Here is a 19,272-nt window from a genome sequence, read left to right as displayed (position 1 = left end):
TTCACCTACTTTAAGCTTCTGAGCCGTCAGTTGTTTCGCCTAACCAGTGATTAGCTTTAGCCGTCACATCACGCCGAACTCGCCGGAGCTTTTTCTCAGAAACTGGACGCAAGCCGATCTCTGTGTCGCTCCAAGAATCAGTATCATCCCATTGTCCAGCTAGACCTTCTGCCGCCTTTGCTGGGCGTTTCTTCTTCTCCAAGGGGCTAACACCACTCGCCATAGTCCGGCAAGTCAAAAGGAAGCCGGTATGGCCCACCATCCGGTGTTCGGGACGAACTGCCAGCCCCTCAAGGTGCCAATCCCTAGACATAGTTTCCCAAGCGTGAGGCGTGGTGAATCGACCAGTTGCACGTAAATCTTCGACCAAGCGAGAAAGCTGCGTGACAGTAGCTACATAACAAAGCAAAACACCACCGGGCACTAGTGCTTGTGCAACTTCCTCCAAGTTTTCCCAAGGGGCAAGCATATCTAAAATGACCCGATCAACCGAATGCGGTTCACATCTTGCGGGAAGTACCTGGTTTAAGTCACCAACTGCAACCTGCCAGCTCTTAGGACGCCCACCAAACCAAAGATCAACATTCGCCTTAGCAATCTCCGCGAAGTCTTCCCGCCGCTCGACGCTAAGTAGTTTGCCAGTATCCCCAATCGCCGAGATTAAAGAAAGAGAAAGAGCGCCTGAACCAACGCCAGCTTCCACTACCCGAGCGCCTGGAAAAATATCAGCATATTGCACGATTAGGGCAGCATCTTTCGGATAGATTACTGCAGCTCCACGAGGCATGGACAGTACATAGTCACTAAGAAGAGGACGCAGACACAAGTAGCGAACGCCCTCGGCAGTTTCTAAAACTGTGCCTTCCGGTTTTCCAAGCAAATCACGGTGCTTAAACGCTGACTTATGAGTGTTAAAAGTACCGTCCTCGGTTAGAGTAATCGTAAAAAGCTTCCCCTTGGGGTCGGTAAGTTGAACACGATCGCCTACGCGAAATGGCCCGCGACGCACGCCAAGATCAGCGACTGGCTCAAGATCAACGCGTTGGAATAGTACTTCCGATTCATCTTCGGAAAAAGCTGGTGATTCGTTTTGTGTATTCATCACCTTCTAGTTTACCTGTGTGTTTGCCTTTTCGAACGACCCGCTAGCTAGATACCAGCGTGCTTTGCCTAACTTGGAGTGTGGAAAACCCCAAAAAACAGAAAAAGCGGGTATTTTAGGAGCATGACTGAAAATCAAGGTGAAACCGAACTACAAAGGCCACAAAGCTTCCTTTCTTTCTCACGGCTAAAAGATTTTCAACAGTGTCCGTTGAAATATCGCTTTACCATGGTCGACCGTATTCCCGAGGAGCCTAAGCTACACCTGATTTTCGGCACCACGGTACATCAAGTGCTTGAAAACTTATTTCAGCTTCCACCCCAAGAACGAACTCTTGCCGCAGCCCAATCTCAAATCGATCCAGCATTCGCCCTGGTTCGAAAAGAAAATCCTGAAGCTGATGTCCTGTTCCCCACCAAAGACGATGAACTTGCGTTAGTTCAGCGAATTCAAGCAGTCATTTTCAAATATTTTCAGATTGAAAATCCACCAGCCCTACAAAACGGTGGAACCGAAACTGAAATCCGGACAGTACTTCCTTCCGGCGTTGCCATTCGAGGTTTTATTGACCGAATTGATGTCCGCCCAGATAATGGCGCTTTGCGCGTGGTCGATTACAAAACCGGTAAAGTTCCCAAACCGCAATATCAAGAAAAAGCTTTAAGCCAGATGCGGTTCTATTCTCTGCTGTTAAATAATGAAAAGCAGACTCTCCCGGCCAGGTGCCAACTGGTCTATGTTGAGCATGGAAAAGTCCTAACCCTTGATCCGCAAGAAACTGATCTACAACTGATTGAACGAGACATCAATGATACTTGGAATGAAATGGAAAAAGCGCTAGAAAGCGGAAATTTCATTCCAAAAACCGGACCTTTATGTCCTTGGTGCTCATATCAGTCGATCTGTCCTGCCTTTGGTAGTGAACTACCGAAATATGATCATGAACGGGCGAAGCAATTGCTCACCATCAGGCGGAGGCCAACTTCCTAAGCAGCTTCTCATCCAAATCAGCTAAAGAGGAAAGCTCAGTAATTCCTGGCCAACTAGGGATTGGATTCATACATTCGATTCCTACCACTTGGCATCCGGCATTTAAAGCACTCCGCAATCCTGTAGGTGAGTCTTCAACCGCAAGACACTCTTGGGGGTTCATCCCAAGACGAGTAGCTGCCGCTTGGTATGGTGCTGGATCGGGTTTATTCGGTAGCTTTTCATCCCCAGTGACCACTGCGGAAAATATCGGCCGCTTCAATTCTTGGGCAAATGGCTCCTGCTCAAGTTTAGCGATAAAGGCGTCGGCGAAAACCTGATAGGAACTGGTAACTAAAGCAACCGGAAGATTCAGCCTTTGGCATTCAACCAACAATTGTGGCAATCCCGGTCGTAGTTGTAGTGCCGCGCTGCCTAGAGCAGCGACTACATTTGCCACAATCTCATCAGCAATATCTTGTGCACTTTGCGGAAGTTGTAACCACTTTTTAAAATATTCAGCCGTATCCAAGATGGAAGTTCCGACGAACTGGACTCCATCCTTGGGATCAAAAACTTCCCCGTGTTTTTTCGCCAAAGCTACCTCAGCCGCAATCCAAAGCGGCTCTGAGTCGATACATGTACCATCCATATCGAGCAGGACGGCTTGCGGCAGGCCATTACTCAAACGCCAACTCCAATCGCGTTAGCGTGCAAAAGTCCAGTAAGAAGGCAAATGGCAACAAAGGCAGAAAGGGCCACCCGGTAGTAGACGAACGGCATAAAGGATTTGGTTGAAATCATCTTCAAGAACCAAACGATCACAGCGTAGCCTACGACGAAACAAACTACCGTGGCAACAATCGTTGGTCCCCATTGCACGTTAGCAGCTTCGTCGCCCTTAAAGACGTCATATACCTTGTACAAGCCGGAAGCAAAGACTGCTGGCATTGCGAGAAGGAAGGAGTATCGTGCGGCGGCTGGACGAGTAAAGCCCATGAGACGACCAGCAGTGATCGTGCCGCCAGAACGAGAAACACCTGGAATTAGAGCCAGTGCCTGCGCGAAACCATAAATCAATGCTTCTGACCAAGTCATTTTTTCGAGTGTCTTTTCGCGCTTTCCATACCAGTCAGCAACACCTAGCAAAACGCCGAAAAAGGCGAGAGTAAATACCGTAATCCAAAGATTTCTAAAGGAAGTGTCAATCCATTTTTGAAGTGCAAGGCCAAGGATACCGATCGGTAAAGAACCAACAATAATCATCCAACCGAGCCGGACGTGCGGATCTGAGCTGGGCAAATGACCGTGGCTGACCCATGGCATTGACCGCCACCAGCGAGTTAGGATTGTCCAAATGTCCTTCCAAAAGTAAATGAGGACAGCAAGTTCAGTGCCGATCTGAATAATTGCGGTGAAGGCGGCACCTGGGTCACCGAGGCCGAGTAGATCTGTGGTGATACGTAAATGTGCCGAGGACGAAATCGGAAGAAATTCGGTCAGTCCCTGAACAATGCCTAAAATAATCGCTGATAGATAATCCATGTTGATAAGCATACCTATCAATTATTCCGGCACTGGCATATCAACATGCAAAATTAGACACACTCTAACTCAAGGCAAGCTTTTAGAAACGGCGAAGAGAAATACAAAATGACTTTTGGTTGAAAGTCGCACTAGTTTCACTGTTTTTACAGTGGACTAGTCCTCGTCATCATCCTCATCGTCGTAGTCATCATCGTCATCGTATTCGTCGTCGAAGTCTTCATCATCGAGTTCTTCGACCTCATAGTCGTCGTCATCGTCTTCGTCAACGTATCCAAAAATGACGGTAGTTTCGTCGCCATCTTCGTCTAGTAGGACATAGTCAACGTCCTCGTCCACGTCTTCGAGCATTTCAAAAGGCAACTCGGTATCGAACTCGGTGAAGAGCAAATCATCGTAGGTGAAGAAAGCGTCACGAAGTTCAATTTCTGCAGCTTCCAGTTTATCCTGATCAGCCGCGTGTGAAGCGCACTCATAGTGAGCTTCAAGTGCATTGACTAGAGCTTCTAAAGCTTGGCGACTATCGATGTTTTCCATACCCCTAGACTACGGCAAAAATGGAGCCGAGGATAGTTGACCTCGGCTCCATTTTGATAACGATTCTATTATGCCGTTATTTTCTGACTAGAAAGCTGATCAGGGCAGACGCAACTGCGAGCGAATCATCGAGACCATCAGGTCGGTTCCCTTAATCTGTGCGGTTTCATCTGCGCCCACAATGCGAACCTTGCCATCTGGCTCAACTAGCTGTGAAGCGCCACCTTCAGGACCAAGTGGCAAAATGACCCATTCTTTACCAGCCGAGTAGGTGGTCGAAGGCGAGCGGCCTTCAATCTGGTCGCGAATATTCGCTACCACCACACGGGCGTGGGCGCGAGCAGCATCTGCACGCTTAGATTCGTTCACGTCAGTAATGTCGCCAACCGCGTAAACGTTCTCACGTCCCTCAACACGGAGGTACTTGTCGACCTTAATCTGGCCATTTGGACGTAGCACATCAGAGAATTCTGCGGCTAGGTATCCCGATGCGGTCTGGGAACCGTAGCATTGGAACCACATGTCTGCTTCCAGCTTTTCCCCGTTGGTGGTTTCAACCTGGAAACGCGAAAGCGCACCCATATCGATCGGTGGGTTGTAGCCGAGGGTAGCCCCGGTGATTACCTTGATTCCACGTTCTTCCAACTGCTTGGTGATGATTTTGCGAAGTTCATCGGTGTAGTCGTGAGTGCCGAGGATCTGGTCTTGCTTTTCGACCATGGTAATTTCAAGGTTCGGGTATGCACTTGAAAGTTCCCCAGCAAATTCGATGCCAACGGTACCAACACCAACTAGGAGAACCTTTTCTGCGTTCTTGAGGTTTTCCCGAGTCTGCTCTAGTCGAGCTTGCGCCACCGCGGACTTGGAAACCATGTGCTTAGCTGGGTATGGGTAGGTAGAACCGGTAGCGAAGACGATGTAATCAGCTTCAATCGGATCATGACCAGCAACATAAACTTTGTTACCCTGAACGCCCATAGCTGGTGCGTTAATGACTCTACCGTTGCGGAGCAAACGGGTGTAGGGCATGAAAATAGCGCGAGACCATACTGGGTCAACTGCAGCTCGCAAGGAGGCAGCATGGTGTACGAACTGGTCTTTTTGTTCGACCAAAGTCACTTCTGCAATATCGTCCAAACCGCCAGCAACCGTGATACCACCGTATCCGCCACCAACAACTACAACGCGTGCCATTTGATGTTTACCTTCCATTAGAGAACATTGCTTTATATTGTGCCACGAAGCGAGGCTAATCGCGGGATAAACCTAGAACTTCGGCAATTCGTGGTCCGAAGAAATTTGGTCCCTTTAGGACCTTGCCGTCTTCGCGGTAAATTACGCTTCCATCAGCATCTAGCTTAGAAAGATTAGATGCTTGCACTTGGGAAAGAACCGCAGGTAGATCAATTCCGGTTTCTAGGGCCATGCCGTAAATCACATAGATTAGGTCGCCGAGGGCGTCCGCAGTCTCTACCAAATCACGAGTGCCATCGTCTTCGGCTTTTGCGTTTTGCCAAGCGAGTTCCATCGTTTTTCGAGCACTTGCCCCATAGACTGCACCCACGAGTTCGCATGCTTCTTCTAGGATTAGATCCATTCGCATACCTAGACGTTCAATCTCTAAGCTTGGCTCGTCTAGGATCGGACAGTCATAAGTTTCGTGGAATTGACGAACCAGCTGATCTGGGCGATGACTGTCAGCTAGTTTTGGTCCACTTGGCTGACCAGGAAGCGGCCCGAGCCAGCGGCTATTTGGAGTCGTGCGATCGCCAGCTAGGAGAGAATAAACTGCTATATCTCGATAGTCAGTTTCTCCTTGAGCTTGTGCCCATGGGGTTGGGGGCATACTCTTTCGAGCTATTCCTTCAAACTCGAATCCACAAGCCCAGGCTAATGCTCTTGAAGACCAGTTTTCGACTTCGGCTCGGTATTCGAGCCGGTAGTAGGCTTTTGTTTCGAAGGCTTCCGTGGCTAAAGCGCGTAATGCTTCGGCCAACATTCCTTGACTGCGGAAAGGCTTAGCAGCCCATAGTCCGATACTGCCCACGTTTTGCTCTTCGTTACGGGAGCAATTTCGGATTTCAATAGTTCCTACCAAATCCTGGCTAGATTTGGTAAAAATGCCATACAGTTGCCCCTGCTCATCACTGATTCGTTTAACGTGTTCAGTAACAAAATACTTGGCAGATTCTTCAGTGTATGGGTAAGGAACCGTGGTCCACTTCTTGATCTCTTCATCAATCGAAGCGAATACAGTTGCGGCATCGCTAGCCACGAATGGTCTCAAGCTTAAACGGGTAGTTTCAAAGGACGCTCTCATGCAGTTAATCTTACCCTATTGGCATCTGAGAACCGACCAGACGACTTTTGCTCCCATTGTTTTATCCACAACTTTCGGATTTTTTTAAACCGGATAAAAAAACCATGATTTTATTGTTGAAGCATGAGCTATTTCTTACGGGTTGTTCACCATCATATTTTCTCTTCTCACACTTGCCCTTTTAATCGCAGTCTGACGCGAACATATCTGGTGTTACTCTCATTGTCTTGGTTGTTCTTATTACTTAGCTTTTCTTCTTTGCCGGCGGCAAATGCTAATCACGCGGGCTTATTGCCGCCAGTGTCTAGAGTCGTAGTGCTTTCACCGATTGCGATTCCGAAGCTCGATTGGCACCAAGGAAATCGTGCCTGGGACTTAACTGTTAGCAAGGGCCAGCCCATCTACGCTCCAGTGAATGGGCGTGTAGTTTTTGCGGGGCAAGTCGCGACTGATAGCGCGGTCTCTATTTCCGTCTATGGTCCTTGGCGCACCACTTTGACTGGACTACAAGCGATAGTGCAACTGAATCAAGAAGTCAGGCGAGGCGATTTAGTCGGCTTCGCTACTGGGAACGTTTTATCCTGGGGCTTAAAAAAGTCGGCACATGTCTATCAAGACCCGTGGTCACAGCTAAAATTTACCACTCGGCTAGTCCCATAAAGTAGCATCCTAGGTATCTATGTTTTGGCGCAAATGGCACGAATAGAAGAGTAGTTTTCAGGCTCGTGGGAATGCTTGCGTATAGGCTAATGCCAAACGTTTCTGATCAACATGAGTGTAGCGTTGAGTGGTAGCCAAAGAGGAATGTCCTAGTAATTCTTGAACGATTCGTAGGTCTGCTCCCCCACTAAGTAAGTGGGTAGCGGCAGCGTGACGTAAATCGTGAGGTGAAATATCTGGAACTTGGGCAAGTGCTGCCGCCTTATGCACATCCGCTCTGACCGCTCTTGGATCTACTCGTTTTCCCGTGTTTGAAAGAAACAGAGCAGGTGGAGAATCTGGTTGGGCAATCATACGCCGACCTTTTTCAGCATATGTGCCGAGGGCGGTCCCAGCTGGTCGTCCATACGGCACAACCCGTTCTTTATTTCCTTTACCTGTCACTCTGATGGCGTGAATGGCACGGTCTACTTGTGGAATATCAATGCCACAAAGCTCAGAGACACGAATGCCAGTGGCATAAAGTAATTCGCATTCTGCCCAAACACGTAGTGCCTGCGCTCTGGCTAAGATAGTTTCTTCGTCCTTTGGGTCATTGGGAAACGCCAATGCATAGTCTTTTAGGGTTTTGAAAAGTTTTTGGACATCTTTAACGCTAAGAACTGTGGGTAAATGTTTACCGAGCTTTGGGGTATGCAGTCTAGCTGCTGGATCGAAGTCTAAATATTCGTGAGCTTGAGTCCAACGATAGAAAGCCCGAAAAGATGCTGCTTGTCTAGCAATAGTAGTCCGTGCTTTTTGCTCGTCATACAAATTTGCCAAATAAGCTCTTAAATCAAGCGTAGTGGCAGCAAGTAAAGTTGTGCCTTGTTCTTTTTGAAGATAGTTCGCAAGCGATTCAATATCACGTCGATATGCCCGAACCGTATGCTCAGATAGGCCTCGTTCATACTGTAAGTGTTCAATGAACCCTTCGAGCACTTCAACTGATTGCGCCGGTAAGCTTTTGTCCACTCTGTTCCTCCTAAGAGGAGTTTAGCCTAAAATTTTAGTTATCCTTCAGGCACACGTATGCCCCGCTTATACTCTTGAGGTCCGGTTTGCACTACGTATCCTTGCAATTGCAGCTCGGTTAAGATTGGTTTGACTTCACTCTGGCTTAATCCTGCCGCATTCGCTAAACGAGCGATTTTGGCGTTGCTTCGTTTTGGTAAGGAATCCCAGACCCTTCTTGCTACTGCTGATAGTTCACCTGGTAAAGCAGTATCTATCCCAGGAATAACTTCGACATTAAAATCCTCGCCTTTAGTTTCGATTGGACGACAAAGGGCAATAATTTGTTCAGGACTAGTTACACAGGTTGCCCCATTACGTAAGAGTTGATTTGTCCCCTGTGAAGTTGGAGCATTTATCGCACCAGGCACGCTACCAACCGGGCGACCGATTTCCTGTGCCCTTCTTGCGGTAGCAAGGGCACCTGAGCGATTTCCCGCTTCAACCACCACCGTACAGCGACTAGCAGCAGCGATTAACCGATTTCTGTGTAGGAAACGCCATCGGGCAGGTCTAGCGAATGGTGGGTATTCACTTACGATCGCGCCAGTTCGAATAATTTCTTCATGTAGTTCTCTTAATGCAAGCGGGTAAAGCTCGTCGACTCCCCCAGCCATGAAAGCAACAGTTTTCCCTAAAACAGCTAATGCCCCTCGATGGGCAGCAGCATCAATCCCGAAAGCTCCACCGCTGATAATGGTGGCTCCAGCTTCAGCAAGCTGTGCAGAGAAGTCACTTGCGACTCTATCACCATAAAGTGAGGAAGCGCGGGCGCCGACAAGCGCTATTGGCAGTTGTTTGGGTAGTTTTCCCCTTACCCATAGACCAATCGGGGCTTCGTAGCCAAGATCATTTAAGCCAATCGGCCAATCTGCATCATTTGGAGCAAGAAAATTTGCATTGACTTCTCGGAGGCGATCTTTCATTGCATTTAAATTGCACTCTTTCAAACGTTCTTGCCAACGTTCTACCATTATGGGGAGGCGCTGATGCCCAATAATCAGTTCGTTTTTTACTTCCATTGGCACTTGTTCCCATTTTTGGGAAAACGAATTTTCGGGGGCCAACCATTCTAAAGCCTTGATAGGATCGAAAACTGCTAATAGTTGTTTAGCAAAAGGTTCAACTGGTTCGACCAGATAACTCCAGATCATCATTGCGTCTTTGGGCGATTCAATGTTCGCCACTGTTTGCATTTGTTTAGTAGTCATTTTTTACACTTCCATTTCTTAATTCTTGTGCCTGCAATATTTCTGCTTTTTCAGGCTTATTCATTCCTTTAAGATCAGCGATGGTCCACGCTAGGCGTTGAATCCGATCAGCTCCGCGCATAGTAATAACCCCTCGTTCGATAGCCTGATCTAGTAGTCGAAGACAGGGTGCTTCCAGTTCCTTAGACCAACTTTGGATTACGCGACTAGTAACTTGAGAATTTGTTTCCCATGGACCGTCACCGATTCTGACTTTGGCTTTCTGTCTTGCTGCGATTACTCGTTGTTGGATAGTTTTCGAGGTATCGCCTTGATACCTTTGTCTCCGTTCAATTCGACTCGGTGCGGTTATTCGCATCTGGATATCAATTCGATCTAAAAGTGGACCTGAGAGTCGTTGTAGGTATCTTCGTCTAGTAAATGGGCTGCACTCACAACTCCGATTGAGGGCAAAGGCGTTACCACAAGGGCATGGATTTGCCGCCATGACCAGTTGGAACTGTGCGGGCAAAGTGATGGTAGATTTCGCTCGAGATAAAACAATCTGACCATTTTCGATCGGCTGACGAAGAGCATCCAGCACTCTAGGTGAAAACTCTGGGGCTTCGTCCAGAAACAAGACTCCTTTATGAGCCAAAGAGATAAGCCCAGGACCGGCAATATTGGTACCTCCACCAACTATTGCCGCCATAGAGGCCCCATGATGTGGAGCTACAAAAGGTCGATTTCTAAGCAAACCAGCTTGTGCATCAAATGTTCCTGCCAATGAATGGATTTCGGAAACAGCCAAGGATTCGACCTGATTTAAAGGCGGCAAGATGGTTGGCAGACGTTTGGCCAACATGGTTTTTCCCGCCCCAGGAGAGCCCACAAAATATAGATGATGACCACCAGCAGCTGCTACTTCTAAAGCGAACTTTCCTTCCGCCTGGCCTTGTACTTCGGTCATATCGAGTTCTTCGGCGGAAAAATAGCTCTCAGTTGAACTCTTACTTCCCTGCCAGTTGGATGCAGTATTCATATTCTTCTCTGGCGTTATGCTGCAATCTCCCCCTAAAGTTCTAATCAGGGCTGATAGATGGCTAAAGGCATGAGCTTCAATACCCGGAATCAGTCGAGCCTGTGCAATGGATTGCGGCGCTATAGCCACCTTTTTTATTCCGTATTTCGCCAAAGTGGCAACAACTGGCAGAGTTCCTTTAACCGGATGAATTTGGCCGTCCAATCCTAGTTCACCAAAAAATGCCCAGTTTTTTAACTCATTTTTTGGAAAATTCTGCTCTGCCCATAGCATGGCAACCGCAATTGCTAAATCGAATCCACTACCAGTCTTAGGTAAGTCCGCTGGAGAGAGGTTCACGGTTACTCTTCGAGAACCTAGAGTGTAGCCACAAGAGGATACCGCAGCTCTAACTCGGTCTTTGGCTTCTCGTAGCGATGCATCCGGTAGTCCGACAAGATTGATGGTCGGCAAACCATTACACACATGTGCTTCAACGGTTACTAAAGCACCATGTACACCTAGTAATGAAACGGCGTTAGTAGTAACAACCCGGGCCATCAGGCTACCTCACGAAAATAACGTACTTTAGAACTCAGATCATCGTGAAGCTGCACTTCGAGGGCATCGATATTTATTTGTGTGAAAAAGTCGCTGCTGCTTTGCAGCCAAAGCCGAGCAAGTTTCCGGATCCGATTTAGCTTTCGTGGGTCGATTGCTTGGATCCCACTACCATGCGATTTTCCACGTCTGGTCTTTACTTCAATAAAGCTAATTTCTTGACCTTTAACGGCAATCACATCGATTTCGCCATAACGGCAACGCCAATTACGACTGATAATCGACCATCCATTGTCAGCCAATACTCGGCAAGCAATATCTTCTCCGATCTTGCCAACTTCCTGGTTCGTAACTCTTTGTGCTAATAAATCTGCTTTCAATTGCAGTCACCTCCTGAATCGATTCTCGCTTCAGGAGGTGATGGTTTAGTTTTAGGTATTTTCTAGTTGGGGGAAAAATCCACTGTGGAAAACTACCCGTTATGAAGATTAAGAGGGCATTAGTTCACTTTTGGCAATCTCTTCTACGTTAACGTCTTTAAATGTAATAACGCGTACTCGCTTGACGAAACGGGAAGAACGATAAATATCCCAGACCCATGCATCGGCTAAGGTCACCTCAAAGAAAACCTCAGTGCCAGTTGACTGTACCTGCACATCGACATGGTTTGCCAGGTAAAAACGACGGTCAGTTTCTACCACGTAGGTAAAAAGTGCCAGCACATCTCGGTACTCTTTGAAAAGAGCGAGCTCGTGTTCATTTTCGTATCGCTCAAGATCTTCGCGGCTCATTTATTACCCTTCGTTTGTGTCTCTAGACTTTGTCCGTTGACTTTCCAACTCATTCGATGATATTCGCTTGGCCCTAAAGCGTCCAAACCGAGTAAATGAGTTTTCGTCCCATATCCTACATTTTGGGCCCACCCATATCCAGGGTCAGGCAAAGCTTTCATAAAAGCATCTCGACTAACTTTAGCTAAAACTGAAGCTGCTGCCACCACAGTTAAATCACGGTCTGCTTTAACTCGCATAATCACTTTCGGAAAGACCGAAAATAATTCCGGAAATTGAGTTTCCAGCTCCATGCTAGCGAAAAGATCCTGTGGCGGTGAAAGCCAATCGTGACAGCCATCAAGAATCACTACAGAGGGTAATAACTGCTTATTACGCATCTGTTCGAGGGCTCTCCAACCAGCCAATCGTTGCGCACCGATAATCCCTAACTGATCAATCTCTTGGCTGGTGCCATAAGTGACAGTAGCGCCTTCGGCCCATTCCTCAACTACTGAAACCAAGGATTCGCGAGTTTTAGCTGCTAATAGTTTAGAATCAGCCAAGGTTGGTGGGGCAGGTTTTGTTGCAGCTGAAATCACGCAAAGACCGATCCCTACCGGACCGGCCAAAGCCCCACGACCGACCTCGTCCATCCCGCCAACTAGCTGGAAGTCACGCAATAGCTCCTGCTCAAACTGGGAACTAGCAAATTGCTTGGTCATTTAGCGTTTGGAACTTGGCTAAATACTTCTGAATAATCCTCAAGGAAGGACATCCGACTAATGGGCCAAGTGATCGCTACGGCGCGTCCTAGAACGTCTGATAAGGGAACGCTACCCTTACCGTCTAAATCCATGTGAGCACGCGAATCTGCACTATTTTGGCGATTGTCTCCCATTACCCAAATACGGCCTTCGGGAACACGAACATCAAAAGGTTCCTCGGACGGAAGCGTACCGGGAGCAAGATAAGGCTCCTTAACCGCAATGCCGTTAACTACTAGGCGACCTTCAGGGCTACAACACGACACGCGGTCGCCAGGCAAGCCAATTACTCGCTTAATCAACTGTTGAGAACTGCGATCGCCTTTAAGCCCCAGCCAAACAAGGCCCTTTTCCCAAACGGGAACTTTGTCGGAATTCGCTTCGCCTAACCAATGCCCGGAATCATGGAAGACCACAATATCTCCGCGCCGAACTGGGACAGTATTTGGGGTCAAACGTGATGCCAAAACATAGTCCTCAGGCATAATGGTTTGCTCCATCGAGCCAGTTGGAATATAGAAGCGTTGCGCTACAAAGTGACGAACTCCCGCAATCGTAACTAGCACCAAGACTAGGATCAGCAAGAAGTCAAAAACTTGTCCCCCAACCGAACGTTCCTCATTCTTCGACCGCAAGTGTGCGGGGCGATTACGAGGCTCAGGATCGGGCAGATTATCGGGGAAAAATTCTAAAGTGCTCACAACCAGTCGCTTCCCTTTCTCAAACAGTACTCCCCTATTGTAGACATCAAATTGCAAAAACGTGCCAAAGCACAATAGCTTTGGCACGTTTTGGCAAAGTTCGCGATCTAACTCACTTAGCGGAGCGGATACGACGTTCCTTGACCTTAGCAGCCTTGCCGTGGCGGTCACGCAAGTAGTACAACTTGGCGCGACGAACCTTACCGCGGGTTACAACCTCGATGGATTCAATGGTTGGAGCGTGTACTGGGAAAGTACGCTCAACGCCAACACCGAAGGAAACCTTGCGGACGGTGAAGGTAGCGCTGACGCCAGAGCCGCGACGGGCAATGACGATACCCTGGAAAACCTGGATACGGGAACGGTTACCTTCAACAACTTTCACGTTGACTTTGACGGTATCACCTGCGCGGAAGTAAGGTACTTCATCGCGGAGCTGAGCTGCGTCTAGTGCGTCAAACTTCTTCATTTTTGTTCCTTCACGCCTCTCGCCGCAGGTCGGAAACGTGTGTTTCGGGTGCCTATCTGCACCATTTGGTACCAATGTGTAGCTCCTGGCGTGCCCCCTGCGGCAGGTTAGCGCCCACTACACAATAGAAAATCTTCCCACAGTATTAAGAGCAATGCTAGCGCGACTTTTGTGTAAATCGCCACTAAGGTCGGTTTAATACCCAAACTTAAGTTTGTAGATTACCCTATTTTTTAGCCTGCCCGTACGTTTGGGGTCTAGAGCCTTAAGGCAAGCATGGACTTGTTTTCCGCTAGCTGCTTTAACTCGTCCGGCATGTCGTGCTACCTCAGAAAGCTTTGCTCCTTCGGGCAATGCGAGAAAAGCAGAAGTATCAACTGGAGCCATCGGACCATAGGAAGCACGGAATTTATCAAGCAAGGCCAAAATAGCTAACTCATCATCAGAGCTTAGCGCTGGTTTCGTTTTATCCTGAGGCAAGTCTGCAATCGAGGAAAACTCCTGATCATTGTCAATGACAGACCAGGATGCCTCATCCATGGGTTCGACCTGCGTAACTTGCAGTAACGCAATAGCAGAGTCTTCCTTATCTGGGGTAGTTAGCAGATCCGCTTCCCACTGATTTTCGGGAGACTGATCAATATTTGCTCGTCGTCCCACACTAGTTACAGCGCCCTCGCCCAATAACCAAAACCAGTCACCTGTTTTTCCCGGCCACCCTAAAGTTAATAGATAAGCTTCATCAGCAATAGTTAATGCTTCAAAGGCTTTGCCGCTAGGCGCCAACAAATCGGGACGCCGTAGCCAAGTACGTTCCAAAGCTTCACGATGCCGCCAATAATCAACCAAAGCGTGATCCCCACTCTTGAGCCAAGCAGGCGGTTCTAGCTCCGCAAAAGTCCATGGACGAGTAAAAACAGAATACTCTAGCAACCCATTATTGCCATGAGATTCTTCCACCAAAGAGGCTTCATTGCCGATCACTTCTGGCACCAAACGAGCAACCGCCTCGATCAGTACCATGGTGGCCGATTCACCTCCATTTAGTACATAGTCTCCAAGTGAAAACTCTTGAACCTCGAAATCGCTCTGACGCTGAGCATAAGTGGCAAAACGCGAATCGATCCCTTCATATCGTCCGCAGGCAAATACCAACTGCTTGGCTGCCGCTAACTCTTGCGCCCAGTCTTGCGTTAATCGTCTTCCTGAGGGAGTAGGAATCATGAGGATGCGACGATCTTCGCCACCTTGCTCGCTAGCCCCATTAGGGATATCAAGCTGGCTGGGACGCGCCGAGTCGGACATGGCGCTACTGGACATTTGGGCTACAGCTTGGAGAGCTTTAGCCCAAATATCGAGACGCATAACCATCCCGGCGCCTCCTCCATAAGGGCTATCGTCAACTGTTCGCCGAGGATCATCAGTCCAGTCACGAAGATCATGAACATGCAGATCCAAGGTGCCCTTTTCTTGAGCTTTTCCAATCAAAGATAGCTTTAATGGAGCGAAAAAATCAGGGAAAATTGTAATTACGTCAAAACGCATAGAACCGGTTCACCTTGCTTCTAGCGCAGTTCCGTGGCCAGGGAATAATCCACCTGGCGGGTCCATTACTACTTCTTCCTTCTCGAGGTCAACTTCAGGCACGAGTGCCTTCACAAATGGGACGAGGACGTCTTCCCCTTCAGGTGTAGTCACTTCCAAATAATCATGGCCAGATCCGAAAACTAAGCGGTTCACAGTACCCAGTTCATTTCCAGCTAGGTCCTTGACTAAAAGTCCCTCGAGTTCATAAGGATAAAACTCATCTTCTGCCAACTCCGAAAGTGCCGGTGCTAAAAGTTCGACCCCAGTAAGAGCTTGCGCAGCCGTCCGATCAGTGATCTCTTTAAAAGCGCAGATAATACTGCCACCTTGTTTTCTTAGCCCTTGGACCGTCAAAGGGCCGTGCTTTGCCGGATTCGTATTTAACTGGTTTCCTGGGGCAAAACGTTCACGTAAAGAGTCAGTACGTACGTCTAGACGAACATAGCCTTTTAGCCCCACCGGTGCCCCGATCACGGCGACTGTTAATTCCATATTTTCACTCATCTCTTTAACTATAACTATTCCATTGCTATTCGGCTATTACTAACTAAATGGTCAGGATTGCGATTCGTCTGTCAGATAGCCAAAAGCAAACAGGTAAAGAAAAGAGGCTTGGGTCTCCCCAAGCCTCTTTTCTTATCAGCTTTTTAGCGATCCGTATCAATCACATCGACACGAACCGGACCACGTGTTGAAATCCCATTAATCACGGTACGAAGAGCCTTAGCTACTCGTCCGCTTCGACCGATTACTCGGCCCAGATCATTGGGTGCAACCCGCACTTCAAGCAGCTGCCCACGGCGAATATTCTTGCGAGTTACTTCAACCGCATCAGGGTCATCAACGATGCCCCGAACCAAGTGCTCAAGCGCGTCTGCTAACACGATCAGGCCTCCTCAGTGGACTCTTCTGCTGCTGGTGCTTCTTCAGCTTCAGCGGTTTCTTCTTCCGCAGCCTTAGCAGCAGCTTCAGCTTCTGCCTTAGCTTCGGCTTCTGCCTTAGCCTTAGCTTCAGCCTGTGCAGCCTTTAGCTTTTCAGCGTCCTTAGCGGCTTCTTCCATGGCCTTAGCGGTTTCAGTTGCCTTAGCATCTGCTTCCTTAACCAAGACACGCGATTCGGTGTTCTTGGCGCCCTTGAACTTAGCCCAGTCGCCGGTGAGGTCGAGCAGGTGCTTTACCTGGTCGGATGGCTGTGCGCCAACGCCCAACCAGTACTGCACACGCTCAGATTCAATCTGAATCAAAGACGGGGTTTCCATGGGGTTGTACTTGCCAACCTCTTCGATGACGCGACCATCGCGCTTCTTGCGAGAGTCAACGACAACAACACGGTAGAAAGGTGAGCGGATTTTACCCATCCGCTTCAAACGAATTCGAACTGCCACTTTAGTGGTCACTCCTATACTTAGTAGATTTGGACCGCTTGTCATTCCCGGTGGGATACGGGTCCGATCTGGATCCTGTAGGCGCTTTGCGATCAGAGAGGGGTCACGCATTGCGAGTACAACTGGTTATTCTGCCAGAAAACGAGCGAAAGTCCCAATGCACCACCGAAAAGTGACAGTGCAATTGCTCACTTGCTCTTAAGATTTACTCGCTAGCCTAAGTCTATTAGGTTTAACCTTGGCTAGTTTCGGCTAGTCGAGGTCTAATTAGCCAGCCACCCAATCTGCCAAATACTGGCACATTTGTGCGTTTTCTGCCGCGTACTTTGGAAAATCCGCAATAATTTCAGCAGCTAACTGTACTTCTTGGGTTCTTTGCCAATCCCTAACAATGTGTTCGTCAACTTCTGGATGGAATTGTACGCTAAGCCCATATTCACCCAATTGCATGATTTGAACACATTTATTTGAAGTCGCCAGAACTTTAGCCCCAGTAGGTATTTTGCTTACACAGTCAGCATGATCCGCATACACTGATTTAACATGCGACCACTTAGCCAATTCTAGTGGTAAGTCCTCACTCCAACTAAGTTGAACACGACCATATTCTGGGCCAGCCTTCGCACTCAGTTCAACTTCACCATCCATTGCTACTGTTAGCAGTTGATGGCCAAGGCAAATACCGAGCACCTTGATTTCCTGCGCTAAAGCAAGCGGGAGCAGGCGATGAATTTGAGCTAGGTAGGGATGTTCCGCAACCGCATAGGCGTTAGCACGTCCCCCTAAAACGATCAGTGCCACATACTCCTTGCTGAGATCCGCAGTCAAAAATCGCTCAACTAATATGCTGATCTGCTCGGGTTCTGTCCAAGCCTTAATGATCTCAATCTCTAGAGAATGCTTATCCAGCATATCCGCCAATATTCCGAGTGGAATATCAGCTTCATGCTGAATCACTAAGACTTTGCGTCCCATCTTTAGAGCTGCCCTAACATCCGCTTGACATCATCTGGTAACGGTGGCAAATCGTTCTCATCAATTTGTGGGTTTTGATTTGGCACCTGCGAGTTTCCTGCGGGTGCCCCGAATGCGGCTCCCCCGCCAAAAGCGGCGCCCGGAGTACCATTGCCTTTTTGCTTAGCCAAAGCTGCTTGCTTGGCTGGATTACCGGACTTTGCTCGGCGGTTTTTCGCTGCCTTCTTCTGTGCTTTAGCCTGGGCGCGCTTGGAGCCGCGGCCACTAGGCATCCCTGGAATGTTGCCCATTCCGGGGATTCCACCACCATTGCCGACGCTCTTCATCATCTTCTGGGCCGCTTCAAAGCGAGTCACAAGTCCCTTAACGTCAGAGACAGAAGTACCAGAACCGCGAGCAATACGCTCACGTCGCGAACCATCAAGTAGTTTGACATTAGCTCGTTCTGCCGGGGTCATTGACTTAACAATTGCCTCGATCCGATCGATTTCGCGCTCGTCAAAGTTCTCAAGCTGCTCGCGGATCTTCCCCGCACCAGGTAGCATGCCCAGCATTTTCTTCATTGAACCGAGCTTACGAATCTGCTGCATTTGGGTCAGGAAATCATCCAAAGTGAATTGACCAGAAAGTAGTTTTCCGGTCATTTCTTCGCTTTCCTTGGCATCGAAGGCCTTTTCGGCCTGTTCGATCAAGGTCAGCATGTCACCCATATCAAGGATACGAGAAGCCATGCGGTCTGCGTGGAAGCGCTCGATATCCTTAATGCCTTCACCAGTAGAGGCGAAGAGGATCGGAGCACCAGTAACGCCACGCACTGAGAGTGCCGCACCACCACGCGCATCACCGTCAAGTTTGGTCAGGACCACGCCAGTGAAACCTACGCCGTCCTTAAATGCCGTCGCAGTATGAACCGCATCTTGACCGATCATGGCGTCGAGGACGAACATGATTTCGTGTGGATTGACCGCGTCACGAATCTGGCGGGCCTGTTCCATTAGTTCTTCATCTACGCCCAAACGACCGGCGGTATCGACCAGCACCACATCGTAACCATTGCGAATTGCGTGGCTCAGGCCCGAACGAGCAACCTCAACTGGATCGCCCACACCATTACCAGGTTCTGGAGCCCAAACGTCAACGCCGGCGCGTTCACCAACGATTTGTAGCTGGGTGACCGCGTTTGGACGCTGCAAGTCAGAGGCCACCAGTAGGACGCGCTTACCGTCCTCGGCTAGCCATTTACCGAGCTTACCGGCGAAAGTAGTCTTACCGGCACCTTGGAGACCAGCGAGCATGAAAACCGTCGGACCACGCTGGGCAAAAGTAAGCTCACGAGTCTCGCCACCTAGAATCTCAACTAGTTCTTGGTTAACGATCTTGACGACCTGCTGGGCAGGGTTTAGCGACTTGGAACGAGCAGCACCATACGCCTGCTCACGCACTCGCTGAGCAAATTCCCTTACGACCGGCAGAGCCACGTCAGCGTCGATCAGCGCACGGCGAATCTCGCCAACTGTCTGGTCTACATCGGAGTCCCGCAGGACGCCTTTTCCGCGAAGTTTTTTAAATGAGTCTGAAATCCGGTCAGACAAGGAAGCGTACACGAGCACCCTTTCGTCAAAAGTTTTTATCTGTTAAAGAATACCATTAGTCAAAAAGCA

22 protein-coding genes are annotated in these 19,272 nt (G+C 48.8%); 2 read left to right on the top strand and 20 right to left on the bottom strand.

Annotated elements, in window-relative coordinates; all coding sequences use genetic code 11:
* Positions 1-10 precede the first annotated feature (10 nt).
* The gene (locus tag BK816_RS03955) at positions 11-1,102 is read right to left on the bottom strand and encodes a tRNA (adenine-N1)-methyltransferase (RefSeq protein WP_156981987.1); all 1,092 of its coding nucleotides are present in this window, start codon (positions 1,100-1,102) and stop codon (positions 11-13) included.
* A gap of 123 nt (positions 1,103-1,225) precedes the next feature.
* Between BK816_RS03955 and BK816_RS03950 the strand changes: the two genes are divergently transcribed.
* The gene (locus BK816_RS03950) at positions 1,226-2,092 is read left to right on the top strand and encodes a RecB family exonuclease (RefSeq protein ID WP_071164020.1); all 867 of its coding nucleotides are present in this window, start codon (positions 1,226-1,228) and stop codon (positions 2,090-2,092) included.
* Here BK816_RS03950 and BK816_RS03945 read toward each other — a convergent pair.
* The 5 genes from BK816_RS03945 to BK816_RS03925 all read right to left on the bottom strand — a co-directional run bounded on the left by BK816_RS03945 (position 2,070) and on the right by BK816_RS03925 (position 6,473).
* The gene (locus BK816_RS03945) at positions 2,070-2,759 is read right to left on the bottom strand and encodes an HAD family hydrolase (RefSeq protein WP_083379060.1); all 690 of its coding nucleotides are present in this window, start codon (positions 2,757-2,759) and stop codon (positions 2,070-2,072) included. The two genes, BK816_RS03950 and BK816_RS03945, sit on opposite strands and share 23 nt — an antisense overlap.
* On the bottom strand, positions 2,756-3,616 hold the full coding sequence (locus tag BK816_RS03940; RefSeq protein WP_071164019.1) for an undecaprenyl-diphosphate phosphatase: 861 nt from the start codon (positions 3,614-3,616) through the stop codon (positions 2,756-2,758). The genes BK816_RS03945 and BK816_RS03940 overlap by 4 nt, the downstream gene beginning before the upstream one ends.
* Positions 3,617-3,772: 156 nt before the next feature.
* Entirely contained in the window at positions 3,773-4,153 is a 381-nt protein-coding gene (locus BK816_RS03935) for a hypothetical protein (protein WP_071164018.1), read from the bottom strand.
* Positions 4,154-4,252: 99 nt separating this feature from the next.
* Positions 4,253-5,347 carry an FAD-dependent oxidoreductase gene (locus BK816_RS03930; protein WP_071164017.1) on the bottom strand — a complete coding sequence of 365 codons (1,095 nt, stop codon included), beginning with the start codon at positions 5,345-5,347 and terminating at the stop codon, positions 4,253-4,255.
* A gap of 55 nt (positions 5,348-5,402) precedes the next feature.
* Positions 5,403-6,473, bottom strand: a complete 1,071-nt coding sequence (locus BK816_RS03925; RefSeq protein ID WP_071164016.1) for a bifunctional GNAT family N-acetyltransferase/nucleoside triphosphate pyrophosphohydrolase family protein — start codon at positions 6,471-6,473, stop codon at positions 5,403-5,405.
* A 300-nt stretch (positions 6,474-6,773) separates the two neighbouring features.
* On the opposite strand from BK816_RS03925, the gene BK816_RS09120 reads away from it, so the two are divergent.
* Positions 6,774-7,133, top strand: a complete 360-nt coding sequence (locus BK816_RS09120) for a M23 family metallopeptidase (RefSeq protein ID WP_170299659.1) — start codon at positions 6,774-6,776, stop codon at positions 7,131-7,133.
* 57 nt (positions 7,134-7,190) lie between these two features.
* Here the strand turns inward: BK816_RS09120 and BK816_RS03915 are convergent, their stop codons facing one another.
* The 14 genes from BK816_RS03915 to ffh form a co-directional block, all read right to left on the bottom strand.
* Complete coding sequence (locus BK816_RS03915; RefSeq protein WP_071164014.1) at positions 7,191-8,147, bottom strand: tyrosine recombinase XerC; 957 nt, start codon at positions 8,145-8,147, stop codon at positions 7,191-7,193.
* A 38-nt stretch (positions 8,148-8,185) separates the two neighbouring features.
* Entirely contained in the window at positions 8,186-9,397 is a 1,212-nt protein-coding gene (gene dprA, locus BK816_RS03910; protein ID WP_083379058.1) for a DNA-processing protein DprA, read from the bottom strand.
* Positions 9,387-10,958, bottom strand: a complete 1,572-nt coding sequence (locus tag BK816_RS03905) for a YifB family Mg chelatase-like AAA ATPase (protein WP_071164013.1) — start codon at positions 10,956-10,958, stop codon at positions 9,387-9,389. Before BK816_RS03905 ends, dprA begins: the two co-directional genes overlap by 11 nt.
* Entirely contained in the window at positions 10,958-11,338 is a 381-nt protein-coding gene (locus BK816_RS03900; RefSeq protein ID WP_071164012.1) for a YraN family protein, read from the bottom strand. Before BK816_RS03900 ends, BK816_RS03905 begins: the two co-directional genes overlap by 1 nt.
* 108 nt (positions 11,339-11,446) lie before the next feature.
* The gene (locus tag BK816_RS03895) at positions 11,447-11,749 is read right to left on the bottom strand and encodes a DUF2469 domain-containing protein (protein WP_071164011.1); all 303 of its coding nucleotides are present in this window, start codon (positions 11,747-11,749) and stop codon (positions 11,447-11,449) included.
* Positions 11,746-12,453 carry a ribonuclease HII gene (locus tag BK816_RS03890; protein WP_071164010.1) on the bottom strand — a complete coding sequence of 236 codons (708 nt, stop codon included), beginning with the start codon at positions 12,451-12,453 and terminating at the stop codon, positions 11,746-11,748. Before BK816_RS03890 ends, BK816_RS03895 begins: the two co-directional genes overlap by 4 nt.
* On the bottom strand, positions 12,450-13,196 hold the full coding sequence (lepB, locus tag BK816_RS03885) for a signal peptidase I (protein ID WP_071164009.1): 747 nt from the start codon (positions 13,194-13,196) through the stop codon (positions 12,450-12,452). Before lepB ends, BK816_RS03890 begins: the two co-directional genes overlap by 4 nt.
* 112 nt (positions 13,197-13,308) lie before the next feature.
* Positions 13,309-13,665: a 50S ribosomal protein L19 gene (gene rplS, locus BK816_RS03880; RefSeq protein ID WP_071164008.1), complete on the bottom strand. Its 357-nt coding sequence runs from the start codon at positions 13,663-13,665 to the stop codon at positions 13,309-13,311.
* A 195-nt stretch (positions 13,666-13,860) separates the two neighbouring features.
* The gene (gene trmD / locus BK816_RS03875; protein ID WP_071164007.1) at positions 13,861-15,210 is read right to left on the bottom strand and encodes a tRNA (guanosine(37)-N1)-methyltransferase TrmD; all 1,350 of its coding nucleotides are present in this window, start codon (positions 15,208-15,210) and stop codon (positions 13,861-13,863) included.
* A 9-nt stretch (positions 15,211-15,219) separates the two neighbouring features.
* Positions 15,220-15,756 carry a ribosome maturation factor RimM gene (gene rimM / locus BK816_RS03870; RefSeq protein WP_236842354.1) on the bottom strand — a complete coding sequence of 179 codons (537 nt, stop codon included), beginning with the start codon at positions 15,754-15,756 and terminating at the stop codon, positions 15,220-15,222.
* A gap of 143 nt (positions 15,757-15,899) precedes the next feature.
* The gene (locus BK816_RS03865; protein WP_071164005.1) at positions 15,900-16,136 is read right to left on the bottom strand and encodes an RNA-binding protein; all 237 of its coding nucleotides are present in this window, start codon (positions 16,134-16,136) and stop codon (positions 15,900-15,902) included.
* 2 nt (positions 16,137-16,138) lie between these two features.
* Positions 16,139-16,636 (bottom strand): 30S ribosomal protein S16, encoded by a 498-nt coding sequence (rpsP, locus tag BK816_RS03860; protein WP_071164004.1) that lies wholly within the window; start codon positions 16,634-16,636, stop codon positions 16,139-16,141.
* Between the two features lie 267 nt (positions 16,637-16,903).
* Positions 16,904-17,611, bottom strand: coding sequence for a type 1 glutamine amidotransferase (locus BK816_RS03855; protein WP_071164003.1), 708 nt, complete (start codon positions 17,609-17,611; stop codon positions 16,904-16,906).
* 2 nt (positions 17,612-17,613) lie between these two features.
* Entirely contained in the window at positions 17,614-19,215 is a 1,602-nt protein-coding gene (gene ffh, locus BK816_RS03850) for a signal recognition particle protein (RefSeq protein ID WP_071164002.1), read from the bottom strand.
* Positions 19,216-19,272: the final 57 nt, after the last annotated feature.

The organism is Boudabousia tangfeifanii (assembly GCF_001856685.1).
GTDB lineage: Bacteria > Actinomycetota > Actinomycetes > Actinomycetales > Actinomycetaceae > Boudabousia > Boudabousia tangfeifanii.
The sequence above is the reverse complement of the archived record's forward strand: the minus strand, read 5'-3'. Positions and strand labels throughout refer to the sequence as shown.